This window comes from Streptomyces sp. NPDC051104 (assembly GCF_040682835.1).
Taxonomy (GTDB): domain Bacteria; phylum Actinomycetota; class Actinomycetes; order Streptomycetales; family Streptomycetaceae; genus Streptomyces; species Streptomyces cynarae.
In genome coordinates, this window is the sequence record NZ_JBFBBS010000027.1 from 70,032 (window position 1) to 89,340 (window position 19,309).

Sequence of the window (19,309 nt, forward strand, 5' to 3'; positions counted from 1 at the left end):
GACTACTTCCGGTAGAGGGCCTCGATCTCTTCCGCGTAGTCCTTCGCCACCACGTTCCGCTTGAGCTTCAGGGACGGCGTGAGGTGGCCCGACTCCTCGGTGAACTGGGAGGAGAGAATGCGGAACTTCCGCACCGATTCCGCCTTCGACACCGCGGCGTTGCCGTCGTCGACCGCGTCCTGGATCGCGGCGAGCAGATCCGGGTCGTCACACAGCGACGCCGCGGTGGAGCCCGCAGGCTTGCCGTGCTCGGCCGCCCAGCGGCCCAGGAACTCCTCGTCGATCGTGATCAGCGCGCCCACGAACGGCCGCCCGTCGCCCACCACCATGCACTCCGCGACCAGCGCATGTGCCCTGATGCGGTCCTCGATCACGGCCGGGGCCACGTTCTTGCCGCCCGCGGTGACGATGATCTCCTTCTTGCGACCGGTGATCCTGAGGTAACCGTCCTCGTCGAGGGTGCCGATGTCACCGGTGTGGAACCAGCCGTCGGCCAGCGCCTCCGCGGTCGCGGCCTCGTTGTTCCAGTAGCCCTTGAACAGGTGCTCGCCGTGCAGCAGCACCTCGCCGTCGTCCGCGATACGGATCACGGAACCCGGCAGCGGCTGGCCGACCGTACCGATCTTCTGCCGGTCCCACGGGTTGAACGCCGTCGCCGCACAGGACTCGGTCAGGCCGTAGCCCTCCAGGACCGTGAAGCCGATGCCGCGGAAGAAGTGGCCCAGGCGCTCGCCCAGCGGGGCGCCGCCCGAGATGGCGTACTCGCCGCGGCCGCCCAGCACCGCGCGCAGCTTGCTGTAGACGAGCTTGTCGAACGCCTTGTGCTTGATCCGCAGACCGAGGGACGGACCGGACGGCGAGTCCAGCGCCTTGCTGTAGGCGATCGCCGCGTCCGCCGCCTTGTCGAAGATCTTCCCCTTGCCGTCCGCCTGCGCCTTGGCGCGCGCCGAGTTGTACACCTTCTCGAACACGCGCGGCACGCCGAGGACCAACGTCGGCCGGAACGCGGCCAGTTCGTCGGTGAGGTTCTTGATGTCCGGGACACAGCCCAGCTTGATCGGCGCCATCATCGGCGCGATCTGCACCAGACGTCCGAAGACATGCGCGAGCGGCAGGAAGAGCAGGACCGAGCACTCGCCGGTACGGAACAGGGGGCGCAGCCGCTCCACGACGTTCCCGCACTCGGCGAAGAAGTTGCGGTGGGTCAGCACACAGCCCTTGGGGCGCCCGGTGGTGCCGCTGGTGTAGACGATCGTCGCCGGATCGTCGGCCTTGGCGAGGGAACTGCGCTCCTCGACCGCGGTGTCGCTGACGTCCCGGCCGACGCGGCCCAGCTCCTCCACCGCCCCGGCCTCGATCTGCCAGACGTGCTTGAGCGCGGGCAGCTTCTCGCGCACCGTCTCGAGGGCCGCGGCGTGCGCCTCCTGCTCCACGATGCAGGCGGTCGCGCCCGAGTCGCTGAGGATCCACTGCACCTGCTCCGGAGAGCTGGTCTCGTACACCGGCACGGTGACCCCGCCCGCGCTCCAGATCGCGAAGTCCAGCAGCGTCCACTCGTAGCGGGTCCGTGACATCAGGCCCACCCGGTCGCCCGGCTGCACCCCGGAGGCGATCAGGCCCTTCGCCGCGGCCTGCACCTCGGCGAGGAAGGCGGCGGCGGTGACGTCCTGCCAGGCGCCCGCAACCTTGCGGGCGATGACGGCGACGTCCGGATGCTGCGCGGCGTTTCTGCGGACGATGTCGGTCAGGTTTCCGTCCGCAGGGACCTCGTACAAAGCCGGAAGGCTGAACTCGCGCAAGACTGCTGCTCCTCACAGGGCGCCGACGCCACGACTCTGTGTGCTGCGACGGTGTGGTCCAAGGCTCGGTCAGGTGCTCAGGATTCCTCCGGGATTCACTGGTTGAAACCCTGAGCACGACTGGACCGCCCGGACGTTACCCGCCGGTATGGCTTCTCCGACAGGGGGTCCCGACGAGATGTTCCGTGCGTCACACGTGTTGGCGTTCCTCGGCGCACAGTAGTCCACCCCTTGACTTACCGGCCAGTAAGAAGCATGCCCCGCCGTTACTGTTCACGTTTGCCCCACAGCCTTACGCTTGATCGTCATGGCACCCACATCGGGCGGTAACACCAGGACGCGTGTCCACGTGGTCAGCGACGTGCACGGCAACGTGCGCGACCTGGCCGAAGCCGGCGAGGGGGCGGACGCCCTGATCTGTCTGGGTGACCTGATCCTCTTCCTCGACTACGCCGACCACTCGCGCGGGATATTCGCCGACCTGTTCGGCACGGAGAACGCCGACCGACTGGTGGAACTGCGCACCGCCCGCCGCTACGAGGAGGCGCGCGCGTTCGGCGCCGAGCTGTGGGCCGGGGTGGGCATGGACCGAGCCGCCGCGATCGAGAAGGCGGTGCGCCGGCAGTACGCCGAGCTGTTCGCCGCGTTCCCCACCCCGACGTACGCCACCTACGGCAATGTCGACATGCCGCCCCTGTGGCCCGAGTACGCCGGCGAGGGCACCCGTGTGCTGGACGGCGAACGCGTGGAGATCGGCGGCTGGACCTTCGGCTTCGTCGGCGGCGGCCTGCGCACCCCCATGCGGACCCCGTACGAGATCAGCGACGAGGAGTACGCGGCCAAGATCGAGGCGGTGGGGGAGGTGGACGTGCTGTGCACCCACATCCCGCCGGAGGTCCCGGAGCTGGTCTACGACACGGTGGCGCGCCGCTTCGAGCGCGGCAGCCGCGCCCTGCTCGACGCCATCCGCCGCACCCGGCCGCGGTACTCCCTGTTCGGCCACGTCCACCAGCCGCTGGTGCGCCGGATGCGGATCGGGGCTACGGAGTGCGTGAACGTGGGGCACTTCGCGGGGAGCGGGAAGCCCTGGGTACTGGAGTGGTGAGCGGCCCGAGGGGCGGCGCCCGGGCTCCGAGACGGCCCCGTGGGCCCAAGCCCAGGTGGGGTGGTAGCGGCGCCGCGTGTGCGCGGTAGCCTTCACGCTGCACACACGTGCGCACGGCGCACCACCCTCCCTCACCGGACCGCATCTGGAGGAGCCACGGCGATGGCGGAACACACCAGCTCGAGCATCACGATCGAGGCGGCCCCGGCCGACGTCATGCGGGTGATCGCCGACTTCGCGCGCTACCCGGACTGGACGGGCGAGGTGAAGGAGGCGGAGGTCCTCTCCACCGACGACCAGGGCCGCGCCGAGCAGGTGCGCCTCGTCATGGACGCCGGTGCCATCAAGGACGACCAGACGCTCGCGTACACCTGGACGGGCGACAGCGAGGTCTCCTGGACCCTCGTCAAGTCGCAAATGCTGCGCTCCCTGGACGGCTCGTACCTGCTCAAGCCGGCCGGTGCGGGCGCGACCGAGGTGACCTACCGGCTGACCGTCGACGTCAAGATCCCGATGCTCGGCATGATCAAGCGCAAGGCGGAGAAGGTCATCATCGACCGCGCGCTGGCCGGGTTGAAGAAGCGGGTGGAGTCGGGGGAGAAGTAACGGCCTTCGAGCCGCGGGAGAGGTGACGTGCGGCCGGGGGACAGGTGACGGGCACGGCACGCGCCGGGTGCTGTCGCGTCGGGGCCGTACCTCTCCGTTACCGTTCACGGTCATGCGCACCATCCTGATCACCGGCCCCGGCGGCTCCGGCCGGACCACCGTCGCCGCGGCCACCGCGCTGAACGCTGCCCGTCGGGGCAGCCGCACCCTCGTGCTCAGCGCCGACCGCACCGACACCTTCGGTGCCGTACTCGGCGTCCCCACCGGCGCCCGCCCCGTCGAGGCCGCACCCGGCCTCACCGCCTGGCGCCCGGACGCCGCCGCCCGCTTCCGCGACGGCCTCGTGGCCTTCCAGGACCGCGCGGCCACCGCCCTCGACCTCCTCGGCGCCGCCCCGCTGGACGCGGAGGAGGTCACCCCCCTGCCCGGCGCCGAGGAACTCGCCCTGCTGCGCGCCCTGCACGACGCCGCGCTCTCCGAGTCCTACGACCTCCTCGTCGTCGACCTGCCCCCCGTTCCGCAGGCGCTCGTCCTCCTCGCCCTGCCCGAGGAACTCCGCCGCTATCTGCGCCGGCTGCTCCCGCCGGAGCGGCAGGCCGCGCGCGCCCTGCGCCCCGTCCTCGGCCGGCTCGCGGGCGTGCCGATGCCCGCCGAGTGGCTGTACGAGACCAGTGCCCGTTGGGACGTCGAACTGGCCGCCGTCGAGGCAGTGCTCGCCGACCGTGCCACCAGCGTGTGGCTGGTCGCCGAACCGGGCCCGGCCGCCGCCGACGCGGTCCGTACCGCCGTCACCGGCCTCGCCCTGCGCACCCTGCGCCCCGAGACCCTGGTCGCGAACCGCGTCCTGCCCGACAGCGGCCACGACGCCTGGCTCGCGCAGCTCGCCGCCCAGCAGCGCAAGACCCTTCAGGAGTGGCAGGGCGCGTATGCCGTGCACGGCGTCCCGCACCTCGGCCACGACCCGCGCGGCGCCGACGACCTCGCCGCGCTCGCGGTCCCGGACGTCAACCCGGCGCCCTCCCCGGCCGAGTGGCCAGTGAGGGACCGGCTCGCCGAGGACGGAGTGCTCGTGTGGCACATCCCGCTGCCCGGCGCGATACGTGAGGAACTGGACCTCGTCCGGCGCGGCGACGAGATCGTGGTGACCGTGGGGCCGTTCCGCCGCATCGTCCCCCTTCCGTCGGCGCTGCGCCGCTGCACCGTGGCCGGGGCGGCACTGCGCGAGGCCGAGCTGCGCATCCGCTTCGCACCGGACCCCGAGCTGTGGCCGCGCACGTCGTAGGGCCGGTGTACGCCCCCGGCCTCATCTGATGAAGCGCGTACCCCCGTTCGGGTAACGTCGGGAGTACGAACCGCAGTCAGGAGTCCGCCATGAGCGAAGAGCGCCCCTCCTCCGACGCCGCTCAGGAGGAGGCCGAGGAAGTGCGGGTGAGTGACGCCGACGCCTGGGCGACAGCATGCGCCGAGGACCTCGCCGCGGAGAAGGCCCGCCGCCGGGACAGGTACGGCCCGCCGCCCGGGTCGGCCGCCGAGGAGCTGAAGAAGCTCGTCGACACCGTCGCGGACAAGCTGTCCGGGCTGCAGGCGCCGCTGCTAGGGGCGGCGGCATCGGGCACGGCCCAGCAGATGGTCCGCCAGGTCGTGCAGCAGGCCAAGGCGGCGGTGGAGCCGGTCATCGAGCGCAACCCGGACGTCTTCGACCACCTCGCAGCGGCCGGCTCGGAGCTGCTCGCGGCCTACCGCTCCGCGGTCGAGGCCCAGGAGCGGCGCTGGACCGACCGCACGTCCGGCGACATGGACCCTCGCCGACAGGACGGGGACGAGGGCCCCGGCGAGCACATCGACCTCGACTAGGCCGGGCAGGGAGAGGGGAGAGCCGTCACAGGCCGCAGAGGCCGGGGTTCCGGGGGCCGGAGGGAGCTGTCCCACGCCCTAACGGCCCCTCGGGTACGGTGGGCCGTAGCGGGGCTCGACCGAAACTGAGGGATTCATGGGACTCACCATCGGCGTCGACATCGGCGGCACGAAGATCGCGGCCGGTGTGGTCGACGAGGAAGGCAACATCCTCTCGACCCACAAGGTGCCGACTCCGGGCACGCCCGAGGCCATCGTGGACGCCATTGCCGCTGCCGTCGAGGGCGCCCGTACCGGACACGAGATCGTCGGCGTGGGGATCGGTGCTGCCGGATACGTCAACCGTCAGCGCTCGACGGTGTACTTCGCGCCGAACATCGACTGGCGTCAGGAGCCGCTGAAGGAGAAGGTCGAGGCCCGCGTGGGCCTCCCGGTGGTCGTCGAGAACGACGCGAACGCGGCCGCGTGGGGCGAGTACAAGTTCGGCGCGGGCAAGGGCCACCGCAACGTCATCTGCATCACGCTCGGCACCGGCCTCGGCGGCGGCATCATCATCGGCAACAAGCTGCGCCGCGGGCACTTCGGCGTGGCCGCCGAGTTCGGCCACATCCGGATGGTCCCGGACGGGCTGCTGTGCGGCTGCGGCTCGCAGGGCTGCTGGGAGCAGTACGCGTCGGGCCGCGCGCTGGTCCGTTACGCCAAGCAGCGCGCGAACGCGACACCCGAGAGCGCGGAGGTGCTGCTGTCGCTGGGCGACGGCACCCCGGACGGCATCGAGGGCAAGCACATCTCGATGGCCGCGCGCCAGGGCGACCCGGTGGCGGTGGACTCCTACCGCGAACTGGCCCGCTGGGCCGGCGCGGGCCTCGCCGACCTGGCCTCGCTCTTCGACCCCTCGGCGTTCATCGTCGGTGGCGGCCTCTCCGACGAAGGCGAACTGGTCCTGGAGCCGATCCGCAAGTCCTACAAGCGCTGGCTGGTGGGCGGCAACTGGCGCCCGGTCGCCGACGTGATCGCGGCCCAGCTGGGCAACAAGGCGGGCCTGGTGGGCGCGGCGGACCTGGCCCGCGAACCCGACCCGATCATGTAACTCCGTTCCACGCACGACAGCGCCCGCCGCGCCCCCAGGGGCCCGGCGGGCGCCGCCGTTCCGGCGGGAGTGGGCGGGTTTCTCGGGGTGGGGGGCGGAGCCGTGTGTCGGTGCGTGGGCCGACGGCAGTCTCGGGTGGACGTGTGCCTGGTGCCGGTCGGCGTTCCGGCGGGAGTCGGCGGGGTTCCCCGGGGTCCGGGGCGGAGCCCCGTGTCATCGCGCGGGCGGGAAGAACTCCCAGGTCGACGTGCGCGCGGTGCAGGAAGGCGGGGTGCAGGGGACGCGCAGTCCCCGCCGGGGGTCCGGGGGCGGAGCCTCCGGGACGGGACGGGACGGGTAGGGGCGGCGGGGGCGAGCAACCCCTGCGGGGCCGCAGCCGGGCGCGGCGTATCTTGATCCGCATGGCGACCTCCGACCCGCTGCTGCCCGACTCCCGAACCGAAGCCGACGGATCCGCCGTCCTCCGCGTGCTCAGCTACAACATCCGGTCGATGCGCGACGACACGGACGCGCTCGCGCGCGTCATCCGCGCCTGCGCCCCCGATCTCGTGCTCGTCCAGGAGGCCCCCCGCTTCTTCCGGTGGCGCAAGAAGCTCGCCCGGCTCGCGGCGGCCTCCGGCCTCGTGATCCTCTCGGGCGGTGCCACCGCCGCCGGGCCGGCCCTGCTCTGCTCGCTGCGGGCCACCGTCGAGCGCACCGAGGACCTCCTGCTGCCCCTCACCCCCGGCCTGCACCGCCGCGGCTTCGCGACGGCGGTCGTGCGGTTCGGCGGCGCCCGGCTCGGCGTCATCGGCTGCCATCTGAGCCTGCAGGACGACGAGCGCAACGAACAGGGCGGCATGCTCCTCGACCGCCTGGCCGCGATGGGCGTCGAGCACGCGATCGCGGGCGGCGATCTCAACGAGACCCCGGACGGGCCCACCTTCAAGCGCCTCGCCGCCGATCTTCAGGACGCCTGGGCCACCGCCCCCTGGGGCGGCGAGCACACCTGGACCCGCTCCGGCCCCCCACGCCGAATCGACGCCGTCTTCGCCACCCGCGGCATCGAGGTCCTCGGCTGCGGGGTCCCCCTCGGCCACCCCGGCGTTACGGAGCGGGACCTCACCGCGGCCACGGACCACCTTCCGGTGCTCGCCGCCCTCAGGGTCCCCGCCTCGTAGGGGATCGGACCACCGCGTCGGACCACCGCGTCAGACCACCGCGCCGCCACCCGGTTCGTCGTCCCCGTCGTCGTCCGTCCTCATGCGTACGAGCAGGGTCGCGAAGCCGCCCAGGAAGCCGCCGACGCCGAGCGTGGCGAGCCACCAGGTCATGCTCCAGCCCAGCACGACCGCCAGCAGAAGCAGCACCGGGCCGCCGATCACCGAGAGCCACGCGAACTTCGCCGTCGTGTCCGCCGCAGGCAGCGGCGGCGGCTCCGGCGGCACGAAGTGGCCCTCGTCGTCCTCGTCGAAGTCGTCCTCGGACGGCTCCGACGGTGCGTAGTCCCGGGGGCCCACCCCGGGGGCGAAGGACACCGAGCTCCCCAGCGGCTTCACCGGCCCGTCCTTCGTCTCGTCGTCCTTGAACGTGACGCTGTTCGGCTCCCAGTCGGGCAGCGCCAGGTCCTCGATCGGCTTGAACGGCTTCGAACCCGGCGGGTCCGGCGGCTCATCGCCGTACCCCGCGACGATCGCCGCCCACGCGGCCTCCTCGTCGAAGGGCACACCCTTCTCATCCGGCTCGCGGTCCTCGCGGTCGGAGTCGTGCTCAGCCACCTGCGGCCGTCCCTTCCTTGCCGACACTGGGCGCGAGCCGGCCGATGAACGTGTGGCTCTCCTCGAAGATCCGGTCCGCGTCGTGGTCCAACGTCGCCACGTGGTAGCTCTGTTCCAGCAGGACCTCCCGCACGTCCGTGGAGGAGACCCGGCTCAGGATCCGGGCCGAGTCGGCCGGCGGCACCACGTGGTCCTGCGGGCTGTGCAGGAGCAGCAGCGGCTGGGTGACCTGCGGCAGCTCGCCGTCGACGACCCGGAAGAAGTTCCGCAACGAGTGCGCCGCGTGCAGCGGCACCCGGTCGTACCCCAGCTCCACGCCGCCCGGCTTGGCGATGTCGCTGGCGATCCCCTTCGTCGTCCGCACGAGGTGGCGGGCGACCGGCAGGGCGTACGCGGACAGGCCGTGCACCTTGTTCGCCGGGTTGACCACGATGACGCCGCTGACCGCGTCCCCGTGCTTGGCGGCCAGCCGGAGGGCCAGGGCGCCCCCCATGGACAGGCCGGCCACGAACACCTGCGCGCAGCTTCGGCGCAGGGCGCGCAGCTCGCGGTCCACCTCCCCGTACCAGTCCTGCCAGCCGGTGAGCTGCATGTCCTCCCAGCGTGTGCCGTGCCCGGGCAGCAGCGGCAGCGAGACGGTGAGGCCGCGCTCGGCCAGATGCTCCGCCCAGGGGCGCAGCGACTGCGGGGAACCGGTGAAGCCGTGGCAGAGGAGGACGCCGATCTCCCCGCCCTCGTGGCGGTACGGCTCGGCTCCGGGGAGGACCGGCACGTCGGTCTCCTGTTCATGAAAAGGGGCTGGGCACGTCGAATGCAGGTACTTCACCGTACGCGACGGCACTGACACCGACCAGGGTCGTCGGATCCTTTGTCGGCGGGCCGCGTTAAGGTCTGATCTACAGACACAGGAGGCACTCGGTTGTTGTACGGCGCGATGAAGGTATCCATCGGGGGGCCGCTGAAGCTCGCCTTCAGGCCGTGGGTGGAAGGCCTGGAGAACGTTCCCGCCGAGGGCCCCGCGATCCTGGCGAGCAATCACCTGTCCTTCTCGGACTCGTTCTTCCTGCCCGTCATGCTCGACCGCAAGGTGACCTTCATCGCGAAGGCCGAGTACTTCACCACGCCCGGTGTGAAGGGCCGGCTGACCGCCGCCTTCTTCAAGGGCGTCGGCCAGCTTCCCGTCGACCGCTCCGGAGCGCGCGGCGCGGGCGAGGCCGCCATCAAGAGCGGCATCGAGGTGCTGGAGCGCGGCGAGCTGTTCGGCATCTACCCGGAGGGCACCCGCTCGCCCGACGGCCGCCTCTACCGGGGCAAGCCCGGCGGCCTCGCGCGCGTGGCGCTCGCGACCGGGGCGCCCGTCATCCCGGTCGCCATGATCGACACCGAGAAGATCCAGCCGCCGGGGAAGGTCATCCCCAAGCTGATGCGGCCGGGGATCCGGATCGGCAAGCCGTTGGACTTCAGCCGCTACCGGGGCATGGAGCAGGACCGGTTCGTGCTGCGCGCGATCACCGACGAGGTGATGTACGAGATCATGAAGCTCTCCGGCCAGGAGTACGTCGACATCTACGCGACCGCCGCGAAGCGGCAGATCGCGGAGGCGGCCAAGGCGGAGAAGCAGGCGCAGAAGGACGCGCAGAAGGACGCGGGGAAGGGACCGGCGGGCTCTTAGGACACGGCCCGTACGGCTGGGGCGGCGGGGAACGGCCGGAAAAGAGGGGGGACATGGCCAAGCGCGAGCGTGTCATCAGGATGTCCGTCGAGCAGCCGCTGTGGCGTGCCCTGGCCGGGTACCGGGTCCTGACGATGCTGTACGCGATCGGGTTCTTCGCGACCGCCTACGACACCTTCACCCGGCCCTGGCCGGCGATCGCGTACTACCTCGTGCTGAGCGCGTGGACCCTGGCCACGCTCCCCCGGGTCGCGAACGCGGCGAGCTGCACCAGGTGGTTCCTGGCAGTCGACCTCACCATCGCGCTCACCGGCATCCTCCTCACACCCGTCGCCGACTCGCACGAGCGGATCGCCTCCGGCGGCCCGACCCTGCCGTCGATATGGACCGCCGGGTCGGTCCTGGCGTACGCGCTCAAGGGCGGCTGGCGCTGGGCGGCCTTCGCCTCCACACCGGTCGCCGCGGCGAACCTGGTCGAGCGCGGCTCCCCGGCCCGGGACACCGTGCACAACGTGGTCCTCGTCTGGGTCGCCTCCATCGCGATCGGCTACGTCGTCGAGGTCGCCCGCGCCTCGGAGCGCACCTTGGCCCGCGCGCTGGAGATCGAGGCCGCCACCCGGGAGCGGGAGCGGCTGGCCCGGAACATCCACGACAGCGTGCTCCAGGTGCTCGCCATGGTGCAGCGGCGCGGCACCGCGCTCGGCGGTGAGGCCGCGGAGCTGGGCCGGCTGGCCGGGGAGCAGGAGGTGGCGCTGCGCACCCTGGTCTCCGGGGGCCTGGTGCCGCCGTCGCGGGTGTCGGAGGACGCGGCGCTCGGCGCGGTCGTCCGCGCGGTCGACGAGCCGGACGCCGAGGAGGGCCCGGTCGAACTGCGCACCCTGCTGGCCCGGTACGCGGGCGCCCGGGTGACGCTGTCCGAACCGGGCTGCCCGGTGCCGCTCGCCCCGGCCGTGGCGCGGGAGCTGGCCGCCGCTGTCGGTGCCGCCCTGGACAATGTCCACCGGCACGCGGGGGAGGGCGCCCGCGCCTGGATCCTGGTCGAGGACGAGACCGAGGGGATCGTGGTGACCGTGCGGGACGACGGGCCCGGCATCGCGGAGGGACGCCTCGCCCGGGCCGAGGAGGAGGGACGCCTCGGAGTGGCCCGGTCGATCCGCGGCCGTCTGCGCGACATCGGCGGCACGGCCGAGTGGATCTCGGTCCCGGGTCAGGGCACAGAAGTGGAACTGAAGCTACCGAAGGCCGTGGGGGACGGGCAGGACCCGAAGGCGGCACGGGGAAAGGCGGAGCAGCGGTGACGGAGAGCAGCACGACGACGGACGAGCGGGGGCAGGCACCGGTCAAGGTCATGGTGGTCGACGATCACCCCATGTGGCGGGACGCCGTTGCGCGTGACCTCGCCGAGTCCGGGTTCGAGGTCGTCGCCACCGCGGGGGACGGTGAGCAGGCCGTGCGCCGGGCCCGGGCCGCCTCGCCGGACGTGCTCGTCCTGGACCTCAACCTGCCGGCCAAGCCCGGCGTCCAGGTGTGCAAGGAGCTCGTCGGCGCCGATCCGGCGCTGCGCGTGCTGGTGCTGTCGGCCAGCGGCGAGCACGCGGACGTGCTGGAGGCCGTGAAGTCGGGTGCGACCGGCTACCTGCTGAAGTCGGCGTCCACCCAGGAGCTGATCGACGCGGTGCGCCGCACGGCGGTCGGCGACCCGGTGTTCACCCCCGGCCTGGCGGGGCTCGTCCTCGGCGAGTACCGCCGCCTCGCCTCCGAACCGGCCCCCGCCGCCGGCGCCGACGAGCCGAAGGCGCCGCGGCTGACCGACCGTGAGACCGAGGTGCTGCGTCTGGTCGCCAAGGGCCTGAGCTACAAGCAGATCGCCGAACGCCTGGTGATCTCGCACCGCACCGTGCAGAACCACGTTCAGAACACCCTGGGCAAGCTCCAGTTGCACAACCGGGTGGAGTTGGTCCGGTACGCGATCGAGCGGGGACTCGACGGCGAGTAGACCCCGGCCGGGCCACAAAGGCCCCGACCGCGTCAATTTCCCGAGGGATGTCCCGCTTTCGAGTGGATTGACCGTGATCAACTGCCGGACAATTCACCGGAATTGACCTTCCCGCCCATGCCGAAGTGACCTGGGTCACTATTAGCGTGACCTGCACCAGGCAACCGCGGCGAAGGGACATTTCCATGCGGGTCGGAGTACTGACCGGAGGCGGCGACTGCCCCGGGCTCAACGCCGTCATCCGGGGCATCGTGCGCAAGGGCGTGCAGGAGTACGGCTACGACTTCGTCGGCTTCCGGGACGGCTGGCGGGGTCCTCTCGAAGGCGACACCGTCCGGCTCGACATCCCCGCCGTGCGCGGCATCCTGCCCCGCGGCGGCACCATCCTCGGCTCCTCGCGCACCAATCCCCTCAAGCAGGAGAACGGCATCCGCCGCATCAAGGACAACCTCGCCAAGGAGGAGGTCGACGCGCTCGTCGCGATCGGCGGCGAGGACACCCTCGGGGTCGCCTCGCGCCTGTCCGACGAGTACGGCGTCCACGTCGTCGGCGTGCCGAAGACCATCGACAACGACCTGTCCGCCACGGACTACACCTTCGGCTTCGACACCGCCGTCAACATCGCGACGGAGGCGATCGACCGCCTGCACACCACGGCCGAGTCCCACATGCGGGTGCTGGTGGTGGAGGTGATGGGGCGTCACGCGGGCTGGATCGCCCTGCACTCCGGGCTGGCCGGCGGCGCCAACGCCATCCTCATCCCCGAGCAGCGCTTCGACGTCGACCAGGTGTGCGCCTGGGTGACGTCCCGGTTCAAGGCGTCGTACGCGCCGATCGTGGTCGTGGCCGAGGGTGCGATGCCGAAGGACGGCGACATGGTGCTCAAGGACGGGTCGCTGGACTCGTTCGGGCACGTCCGCCTCTCCGGCGTCGGCGAGTGGCTGGCGAAGGAGATCGAGAGGCGCACCGGCAAGGAGGCCCGGACCACCGTGCTCGGGCACGTCCAGCGTGGCGGCACGCCCAGCGCCTTCGACCGCTGGCTCGCCACCCGCTTCGGCCTGCACGCCATCGACTGCGTCCGCGACGGCGACTTCGGGAAGATGGTCGCCCTGCGCGGCACGGACATCGTCCGCGTCCCCCTCTCCGAGGCCACCGCCAAGCTGAAGACGGTCGACCTGAAGCTGTACCAGGAGGTCGGCGTCTTCTTCGGCTGACGTCGCACCTCGAGGAAACCCGGCCGGGGCGGTCCCACCCCGGCCGCGCCCTCCCCGCCTGTCACAGCGCCGGCCGCCCTCTACAGCGCCGGCCGCCGCTCCGCGAACGGGCTCGTGCCCGCGGCGGCCAGCCCGTCCAGCAGCTCCCGTACGACGTCGGCACCGCCCACCGACAGCACCGACTCCGGGTGGAACTGCACCCCGGCGAACCCGGGCCCGCACAGAGCATGGACCTCCCCGGTCGCGCTGCGGCTGACCTCGACGCCGTGCGCCACGAGCTCGGCCGCCGCGTCGTCGTCGCAGCGCGCCACGAAGCTGTTGTAGAAGCCGACGGTCTCCCGCCGCCCGAACAGGTCGATCTCCGTCTGGGCGCCCTGGTACGGAACCTCCTTGCGGACGATCGCGAGGCCCAGCTCGGCCGCGATCAGCTCATGGCCCAGGCAGACGCCCAGCACGCCGTGCCGGTGGCCCCGGATCACCTGGGCCGTCAGCTCCCGCAGGAACCGCATCTTCGGATCGGCCAGGTCCGAGGGGTCGCCCGGCCCCGGCCCGAGCACCACGGGACCGGAGTGCGCGAGCACCGCCTCGCGCAGCCCCGGCTCGTCGTACCGCCGTACGGTCACCCCAAGACCGGTCGAGCGCAGGACGTGCGCGAGCATCGCGGTGAACGTGTCCTCGCCGTCCACGACGAACGCGTGCCCGGTCAGCTCCGAGGCCCGCTCCTGCATCCGCAGCCAGAACGGGGCGAGGCTCTCCCGCCGCCCGTCCAGCGCCGCCCGCACCCGCGGATCCTCCGCCAGGTTCGGCCGTTCGTGCTCCTCGCGCGGCCGCCCGGGCCGTACCCCCAGCGCCGCCAGCACCCCGGCCGCCTTGGCGTGGGTCTCCGCGACCTCGTTCGCCGGGTCGGAGCCGCGTACGAGCGTGGCCCCGACAGACACCCGCAGCCGTCCTCCCCCGCTCTCGGCTTCTCCCCCACTCTCGGCTTCGCTCGAGCGGGGGGACCCCCATGAGCGGGAGGTGCCCCCACCGGCGATGTCGGCGGTGCGGATGAGGATGGGGGAGTCGAGGGTCTGCGCGCCTCCGGCGTCCCGGCCGAGCAGCGCCAGCGCGCCCGCGTAGTAGCCCCGGCCGCCGACCTCGTGCCGCTCGATCACCCGGCAGGCGTTCTGCACGGGGGACCCGGTGACGGTCGCCGCGAACATCGTCTCCTTCAGCACCTCGCGCACGTCCAGCGTGGACTTCCCGCGCAGCTCGTACTCGGTGTGCGCGAGGTGGGCCATCTCCTTCAGACGCGGCCCCACGACGACCCCGCCCATGTCGCCGACCGTGCACATCATCTTCAGCTCCTCGTCGACGACCATCGACAGTTCCTCGATCTCCTTGCCGTCGGCGAGGAAGCGGAGCAGGTCCTCGGGGGTCGGGCCGCCGGCGGGATAGCGGTAGGTGCCGCTGATCGGGTTCATGACGACGGTCCCGCCGGACATCCGCACGTGCACCTCCGGGCTCGCCCCGACCAGCGTCCGGTCCCCGGTGTGCACGACGAACGTCCAGTACGCGCCCCGCTCCCCGACCAGCAGCCGCCGGAAGAGTGCGAGGGCGTCGGCCCGGCCGAACCCCGGGATGCGTCCCTCGTACGTCCGCCGGATCACGAAGTTGGCGCCCTCGCCCCGCCCGATCTCCTCCTCCAGCACCCGCCCGACGATCCCGGCGTACTCCTCGTCGGCGACGTCGAAGCCGCCGTCCTCGACCCGGACGTCGTGCCCGGGCAGCTGCGCCAGCGCCTGGTCCAGGGGGATCTCGTACGACTCCTCGGGCGTGAGCGCCAGCAGCGGTGTGCCGTCGTCGCGGACGTCGAAGCCGCGCTCGCGGATCTGGCGGTAGGGGACCAGGGCGAGGGCCTCGCCGGGCAGGTCGGCCAGGCGCTCGAAACGACCGACGGGACCGGTCAGCACCTCGACGGTGTCGTGGTCACGCCCCGGGGTGCGGCGGCGCAGCAGGGCGAACGGGCGGGGGTCGTCCAGCAGGTCGAGCAGGTTCATGGGCGGTGTCCTTCTCGGTGAGGTGAGAGGGAACGGCCCGGTCGCGAAAACGCCGAAGGCCGCCCCTCGGGCGGCCTTCGCGAAGTCGTGCGTACGCGCAGTCAGTGGGCCGCCGGACGAGCGGTCCACCACCAGTTCTGTTTCTGGGTCGAGTGCGCGAACATGTCCCGCACCCTACACGAACCCCCGCCCCCGGACGGGACGACCCGTCTCATCAGTCGAGCGCATCGATAAGCGGTGGACACGACCACGTAATGTTTAGGGGGTGACCGTGAACGCTAAGACCAGCCCCAGCGCTGGCAACACCTGGCGAGACCTGCCCGCGGCGCAGCAGCCCGAGTACCCCGACCCCGAGGCTCTGCGCAAGGTGATCGCGGACCTCGCGTCCTATCCGCCGCTCGTCTTCGCGGGCGAGTGCGACCAGCTGCGCGCCCGGATGGGAGCCGTCGCCAGGGGCGAGGCGTTCCTGCTCCAGGGCGGTGACTGCGCCGAGGCCTTCGACGCGGTGTCCGCCGATCACATCCGCAACAAGCTCAAGACGCTGCTCCAGATGGGCGCCGTGCTCACGTACGCCGCCTCGGTTCCGGTGGTGAAGGTCGGCCGTATCGCCGGCCAGTACTCCAAGCCGCGCTCCAAGCCGACCGAGACCCGCGACGGGTTGACGCTGCCGGTGTACCGGGGCGACTCCGTCAACGGCTTCGAGTTCACCGAGGAGTCGCGGATCCCGGACCCGGAGCGCCTGAAGCGCATGTACCACGCCTCGGCGTCCACGCTGAACCTGGTGCGTGCCTTCACCACCGGCGGCTACGCCGACCTGCGCCAGGTGCACGCCTGGAACCAGGACTTCGTGAAGTCGTCGCCGTCCGGCCAGCGCTACGAGCAGCTGGCGCGCGAGATCGACAACGCGCTGAACTTCATGCACGCCTGCGGGGCCGACCCGGAGGAGTTCAAGACCGTCGAGTTCTACTCCTCGCACGAGGCGCTGCTGCTCGACTACGAGTCGGCGCTGACCCGCACCGACTCCCGTACCGGGCAGTTGTACGACGTCTCGGCGCACATGGTGTGGATCGGTGAGCGCACCCGGCAGATGGACGGCGCGCACATCGAGTTCGCCTCGAAGATCCGCAACCCGATCGGCATCAAGCTCGGCCCGACCACGACGGCCGAGGAGGCGCTGCGGTACATCGACCGCCTCGATCCGGACCGTGAGCCCGGCCGGCTGACCTTCATCGTCCGCATGGGCGCGGACAAGATCCGTGACCGGCTCCCCGAGCTGGTGGAGAAGGTCACGGCGTCCGGCGCGGTGGTGGCTTGGGTGACCGACCCGATGCACGGCAACACGTTCGAGGCGGCCTCCGGGCACAAGACCCGCCGCTTCGACGACGTGCTCGACGAGGTCAAGGGCTTCTTCGAGGTCCACAAGGGGCTCGGTACGCACCCGGGTGGCATCCACGTGGAGCTGACCGGCGACGACGTCACCGAGTGCGTGGGCGGCGGCGACGAGATCTTCGTCGACGACCTGCACCAGCGCTACGAGACGGCGTGCGACCCGCGGCTGAACCGCAGCCAGTCGCTGGACCTGGCGTTCCTCGTCGCGGAGATGTACCGGGACCAGTAGCCTGCGGGCGCTGACCGACGCGCGAGTGGGGTGCGGATCACACGATCCGCGCCCCACTCTGCTGTTGCGCCCCCGGTGGGGCAGGTAAGGTTAGGTTTGCCTTATCGAACCCGGCGGGAGGTGCACCGCGTGTATGTCTGCAGTTGCTTCGGCATCACCGAGCAGCAGGTGAGGCAGCACGCGGCGGACGGCGCCTGCACTCCGCGGCAGATCGCCTCCGCGTGTAAGGCGGGCACGGACTGCGGCTCCTGCGTACGGAGGATCCAGGCGCTGTTGGGACGCGGCGCGTGCCCCCGCCCCGGAGATCGCCGAGCCGGTGCTGTCCGCCCTGGAAGAAGCCGCCTAGCGCCGCCTGGCGCCCCTAGCTCTCCGATTGTTCGATGACCTGGGAGATGTACAGCGCGTCGCCCAGCTTCTCCAGCAGGTCCAGCTGGGTGTCCAGGTAGTCGATGTGGTGCTCCTCGTCCGCCAGGATCGATTCGAAGATGTTCGCGGAGGTGATGTCGCCCTTCTCCCGCATCACCTTGATCCCGCGCCTGAGCCGGTCGATCGCCTCCACCTCGGTCTGCCGGTCCGCCTCGAACATCTCCCTGACGGTCTGCCCCACCCGCACGTGGAAGAGTCGCTGGTAGTTGGGCAGGCCCCTGGAGGAGGAGGATGCGGTCGGTGAGCAGCTCCGCGTGCTTCATCTCGTCGAACGACTCCCGCCGCGTGTACCTGGCGAGCTTGTACCACCCGAGGTTCTCCTGCATCTTCGCGTGCAGGAAGTACTGGTTGATCGCGGTCAGCTCACCGGTGAGCTGCTCGTTGAGGAATTCGATGACCTCTGGGTCGCCCTGCATGGCGCGGATCCTTCCGGGCGGGGACGAGCGGGCTGCGCCGCATCATGGCACTGGCACCCAGGGGCGTCCAGTAAGTCCATATTTAGCCTGAGTTGCCCGAATTGAACCCGGACTGGTCATGTGCACCCTCCGCGGTCTGTCAGGATGGAGTCATGGGTCATCCGGTGGAGCGCGAATCTGGAGAAACGGCACGGTCACAGCTTCCGCCGGGACAGCGACTCCAGCGGGGCTGGCCGGTCACGCACTACGGTCCCGTGCCCAAGTTCCGCCCCGAGCGCTGGGAGTTCCGGGTCTTCGGCGCCACCGCGGGCGGCGAGAAGCACTGCTGGAACCACGAGGAGTTCACGTCGCTGCCGTACGCGACGGTCGTGGCCGATCTGCACTGCGTGACGAAGTTCAGCATGGTCGGCGCCGAATGGGGCGGCATCCCGGCCCGTACGATCCTGGAGATCGCCCCGCCCGCGCCCACCGTCACCCACGTGATGGTGTGGGCGGAGTACGGGTTCAGCTCCAATCTGCGCCTGTCCGACTTCGCCTCCGACAGCACGATCTTCGCCACGCACAAGGACGGCGAGCTGCTCACCGCGGAACACGGCTTCCCGCTGCGCCTGATCGTGCCGCACCTGTACGCCTGGAAGGGCCCCAAGTGGGTCCGCGGCGTCGAGTACATGACCACCGACCGGCGCGGCTTCTGGGAGGAGCGCGGGTACCACAACATCGGTGACCCGTGGAAGGAGCAGCGCTACTCCTACCAGGAGGAGCCCGGGGACGGTCCCGAGCTCTGAGGTCCAGGGGGCTGCGGGTCAGCCGTCGCGCAGCTTCTTCAGCCGCTCCACGTCCGCCGCGTGCCCTTCCTTGCGGCCGGGCGTCTCGGCGATCAGCGGCACGCCCTCGGTGGCCGGGTGCGTCATCAGCGCGCGGAACGGGACCTCGCCGATGTGGCCGGCGCCTATGTTCGCGTGACGGTCCCGGTGGGCGCCGACCGCCTCCTGGGAGTCGTTGGCGTGGATCAGCTTCAGCCGGCCCTCGCCGACGGTGTCCACGAGCAGGTCCAGCGTCCGATGCGCCCCGTCCGGCCCGGTCAGGTCGTGCCCGGCCGCGAAGATGTGGCAGGTGTCCAGGCAGACACCGAGCTTGGGGTGGGCGTCCAGGGCCTCGAAGTACGGCCCGAAGTCCCAGGTGCGGGAGCACAGTGAGGCGCCCTGGCCCGCGGTCGACTCCAGCAGCAGCCACGGGTCGTCGTCGTGCGTCAGCTCGTCCAGCAGCGGCAGCATGCGCTCCCGTACCTGCTTCAGGGCCACCGAACGGTCCCGGCCGCCGGTCGCGCTGCCCGTGTGCACGACCACACCCCGCGCGCCGATCTGGCGGCCTCGCCGCAGCGAGTGCCTCAGCGACTCCACCGACCTGTCCACGGTCGCCTCGGTGTGGGAGCCGAAGTTGATCAGATAGGGGGCGTGGACGTACACCGGGATCGACTCGGCGGCGCACGCGGCCCGGAACTCCTCGTCCTGACGCGGACTGCCCGCGGGCGTCGCCCAGCCGCGCGGGTTGGCCACGAAGACCTGTACCGTCTCGGCCCCGATGTCGCGGGCGTAGGCCAGCCCGACGGAGTTCAGCCCACCGGCCACCGGGACGTGGCTGCCGATCGGGTTGCGGGAGGGGCCGAAGGTGCCGGGGGCGCCACGGGACTGCTCAGTGCTCACCCCCCCAAGGGTGT

19 protein-coding genes and 1 pseudogene are annotated in these 19,309 nt (G+C 71.4%); 13 read left to right on the top strand and 7 right to left on the bottom strand.

From position 1 onward, the window contains the following. Positions 1 to 2 precede the first annotated feature (2 nt). Complete coding sequence (locus AB0N14_RS28615; protein ID WP_366028598.1) at positions 3 to 1,799, bottom strand: AMP-binding protein; 1,797 nt, start codon at positions 1,797 to 1,799, stop codon at positions 3 to 5. Positions 1,800 to 2,106: 307 nt separating this feature from the next. Here AB0N14_RS28615 and AB0N14_RS28620 point away from each other — a divergent pair, with 307 nt between their 5' ends. The 6 genes from AB0N14_RS28620 to AB0N14_RS28645 all read left to right on the top strand — a co-directional run bounded on the left by AB0N14_RS28620 (position 2,107) and on the right by AB0N14_RS28645 (position 7,614). Continuing rightward, positions 2,107 to 2,904, top strand: coding sequence for a metallophosphoesterase (locus AB0N14_RS28620; RefSeq protein ID WP_366028599.1), 798 nt, complete (start codon positions 2,107 to 2,109; stop codon positions 2,902 to 2,904). Positions 2,905 to 3,066: 162 nt separating this feature from the next. Then, entirely contained in the window at positions 3,067 to 3,510 is a 444-nt protein-coding gene (locus AB0N14_RS28625; protein WP_366028600.1) for an SRPBCC family protein, read from the top strand. A 112-nt stretch (positions 3,511 to 3,622) separates the two neighbouring features. Beyond that, positions 3,623 to 4,792 carry an ArsA-related P-loop ATPase gene (locus AB0N14_RS28630; protein WP_366028601.1) on the top strand — a complete coding sequence of 390 codons (1,170 nt, stop codon included), beginning with the start codon at positions 3,623 to 3,625 and terminating at the stop codon, positions 4,790 to 4,792. Between the two features lie 89 nt (positions 4,793 to 4,881). After that, the gene (locus tag AB0N14_RS28635; RefSeq protein WP_366028602.1) at positions 4,882 to 5,364 is read left to right on the top strand and encodes a DUF5304 domain-containing protein; all 483 of its coding nucleotides are present in this window, start codon (positions 4,882 to 4,884) and stop codon (positions 5,362 to 5,364) included. Positions 5,365 to 5,500: 136 nt separating this feature from the next. Beyond that, complete coding sequence (locus AB0N14_RS28640; protein WP_366028604.1) at positions 5,501 to 6,454, top strand: ROK family glucokinase; 954 nt, start codon at positions 5,501 to 5,503, stop codon at positions 6,452 to 6,454. Positions 6,455 to 6,855: 401 nt separating this feature from the next. Next, entirely contained in the window at positions 6,856 to 7,614 is a 759-nt protein-coding gene (locus tag AB0N14_RS28645) for an endonuclease/exonuclease/phosphatase family protein (protein ID WP_366028605.1), read from the top strand. Positions 7,615 to 7,644: 30 nt separating this feature from the next. Here the strand turns inward: AB0N14_RS28645 and AB0N14_RS28650 are convergent, their stop codons facing one another. Both AB0N14_RS28650 and AB0N14_RS28655 read right to left on the bottom strand, forming a co-directional pair. Next, positions 7,645 to 8,211, bottom strand: a complete 567-nt coding sequence (locus tag AB0N14_RS28650) for a hypothetical protein (protein ID WP_366028606.1) — start codon at positions 8,209 to 8,211, stop codon at positions 7,645 to 7,647. After that, positions 8,204 to 8,983: an alpha/beta fold hydrolase gene (locus AB0N14_RS28655; RefSeq protein ID WP_366028607.1), complete on the bottom strand. Its 780-nt coding sequence runs from the start codon at positions 8,981 to 8,983 to the stop codon at positions 8,204 to 8,206. Before AB0N14_RS28655 ends, AB0N14_RS28650 begins: the two co-directional genes overlap by 8 nt. 162 nt (positions 8,984 to 9,145) lie before the next feature. Between AB0N14_RS28655 and AB0N14_RS28660 the strand changes: the two genes are divergently transcribed. From AB0N14_RS28660 to AB0N14_RS28675, 4 genes are all read left to right on the top strand, one after another. Beyond that, entirely contained in the window at positions 9,146 to 9,883 is a 738-nt protein-coding gene (locus AB0N14_RS28660) for a lysophospholipid acyltransferase family protein (RefSeq protein WP_366028608.1), read from the top strand. Between the two features lie 53 nt (positions 9,884 to 9,936). Continuing rightward, a complete protein-coding gene (locus AB0N14_RS28665; RefSeq protein ID WP_366028609.1) occupies positions 9,937 to 11,181 on the top strand; it encodes a DUF5931 domain-containing protein in 1,245 nt (414 codons plus the stop codon). Between the two features lie 50 nt (positions 11,182 to 11,231). Continuing rightward, positions 11,232 to 11,879, top strand: coding sequence for a response regulator transcription factor (locus AB0N14_RS28670; protein WP_200417752.1), 648 nt, complete (start codon positions 11,232 to 11,234; stop codon positions 11,877 to 11,879). Positions 11,880 to 12,064: 185 nt separating this feature from the next. Beyond that, positions 12,065 to 13,093: a 6-phosphofructokinase gene (locus tag AB0N14_RS28675; protein ID WP_366028610.1), complete on the top strand. Its 1,029-nt coding sequence runs from the start codon at positions 12,065 to 12,067 to the stop codon at positions 13,091 to 13,093. A gap of 80 nt (positions 13,094 to 13,173) precedes the next feature. Here AB0N14_RS28675 and AB0N14_RS28680 read toward each other — a convergent pair whose 3' ends face one another. Both AB0N14_RS28680 and AB0N14_RS28685 read right to left on the bottom strand, forming a co-directional pair. Next, positions 13,174 to 15,132, bottom strand: a complete 1,959-nt coding sequence (locus tag AB0N14_RS28680) for an anthranilate synthase family protein (protein ID WP_366028611.1) — start codon at positions 15,130 to 15,132, stop codon at positions 13,174 to 13,176. Positions 15,133 to 15,233: 101 nt separating this feature from the next. Then, on the bottom strand, positions 15,234 to 15,347 hold the full coding sequence (locus AB0N14_RS28685; RefSeq protein WP_366028612.1) for a trp operon leader peptide: 114 nt from the start codon (positions 15,345 to 15,347) through the stop codon (positions 15,234 to 15,236). 50 nt (positions 15,348 to 15,397) lie between these two features. Between AB0N14_RS28685 and AB0N14_RS28690 the strand changes: the two genes are divergently transcribed. Together AB0N14_RS28690 and AB0N14_RS28695 are read left to right on the top strand one after the other, a co-directional pair. Continuing rightward, positions 15,398 to 16,750: a class II 3-deoxy-7-phosphoheptulonate synthase gene (locus AB0N14_RS28690; RefSeq protein WP_366028614.1), complete on the top strand. Its 1,353-nt coding sequence runs from the start codon at positions 15,398 to 15,400 to the stop codon at positions 16,748 to 16,750. 168 nt (positions 16,751 to 16,918) lie between these two features. Further along, positions 16,919 to 17,134: a (2Fe-2S)-binding protein gene (locus AB0N14_RS28695; protein WP_366028628.1), complete on the top strand. Its 216-nt coding sequence runs from the start codon at positions 16,919 to 16,921 to the stop codon at positions 17,132 to 17,134. Here AB0N14_RS28695 and bfr read toward each other — a convergent pair. Beyond that, positions 17,112 to 17,592 (bottom strand): annotated as a pseudogene (gene bfr / locus AB0N14_RS28700) (bacterioferritin). The gene AB0N14_RS28695 and the pseudogene bfr sit on opposite strands and share 23 nt — an antisense overlap. 152 nt (positions 17,593 to 17,744) lie before the next feature. Between bfr and AB0N14_RS28705 the strand changes: the two are divergent. Further along, positions 17,745 to 18,377 (top strand): sulfite oxidase-like oxidoreductase, encoded by a 633-nt coding sequence (locus AB0N14_RS28705; RefSeq protein ID WP_366028615.1) that lies wholly within the window; start codon positions 17,745 to 17,747, stop codon positions 18,375 to 18,377. An 18-nt stretch (positions 18,378 to 18,395) separates the two neighbouring features. Here the strand turns inward: AB0N14_RS28705 and AB0N14_RS28710 are convergent, their stop codons facing one another. Next, a complete protein-coding gene (locus AB0N14_RS28710) occupies positions 18,396 to 19,295 on the bottom strand; it encodes a deoxyribonuclease IV (protein WP_366028616.1) in 900 nt (299 codons plus the stop codon). Between the last annotated feature and the right edge of the window lie 14 nt (positions 19,296 to 19,309).

Bases quoted from the DNA above. Each gene is read 5' to 3' on its own strand.
- AB0N14_RS28620 (WP_366028599.1), top strand. From the start codon at position 2,107: ATGGCACCCACATCGGGCGGTAACACCAGGACGCGTGTCCACGTGGTC.
- AB0N14_RS28705 (WP_366028615.1), top strand. From the start codon at position 17,745: ATGGGTCATCCGGTGGAGCGCGAATCTGGAGAAACGGCACGGTCACAG.
- AB0N14_RS28625 (WP_366028600.1), top strand. From the start codon at position 3,067: ATGGCGGAACACACCAGCTCGAGCATCACGATCGAGGCGGCCCCGGCC.
- AB0N14_RS28685 (WP_366028612.1), bottom strand. From the start codon at position 15,347: ATGAGACGGGTCGTCCCGTCCGGGGGCGGGGGTTCGTGTAGGGTGCGG.
- AB0N14_RS28670 (WP_200417752.1), top strand. From the start codon at position 11,232: ATGGTGGTCGACGATCACCCCATGTGGCGGGACGCCGTTGCGCGTGAC.
- AB0N14_RS28645 (WP_366028605.1), top strand. From the start codon at position 6,856: ATGGCGACCTCCGACCCGCTGCTGCCCGACTCCCGAACCGAAGCCGAC.
- AB0N14_RS28630 (WP_366028601.1), top strand. From the start codon at position 3,623: ATGCGCACCATCCTGATCACCGGCCCCGGCGGCTCCGGCCGGACCACC.
- AB0N14_RS28680 (WP_366028611.1), bottom strand. From the start codon at position 15,132: ATGAACCTGCTCGACCTGCTGGACGACCCCCGCCCGTTCGCCCTGCTG.
- AB0N14_RS28675 (WP_366028610.1), top strand. From the start codon at position 12,065: ATGCGGGTCGGAGTACTGACCGGAGGCGGCGACTGCCCCGGGCTCAAC.
- AB0N14_RS28640 (WP_366028604.1), top strand. From the start codon at position 5,501: ATGGGACTCACCATCGGCGTCGACATCGGCGGCACGAAGATCGCGGCC.
- AB0N14_RS28660 (WP_366028608.1), top strand. From the start codon at position 9,146: ATGAAGGTATCCATCGGGGGGCCGCTGAAGCTCGCCTTCAGGCCGTGG.
- AB0N14_RS28635 (WP_366028602.1), top strand. From the start codon at position 4,882: ATGAGCGAAGAGCGCCCCTCCTCCGACGCCGCTCAGGAGGAGGCCGAG.
- AB0N14_RS28665 (WP_366028609.1), top strand. From the start codon at position 9,937: ATGGCCAAGCGCGAGCGTGTCATCAGGATGTCCGTCGAGCAGCCGCTG.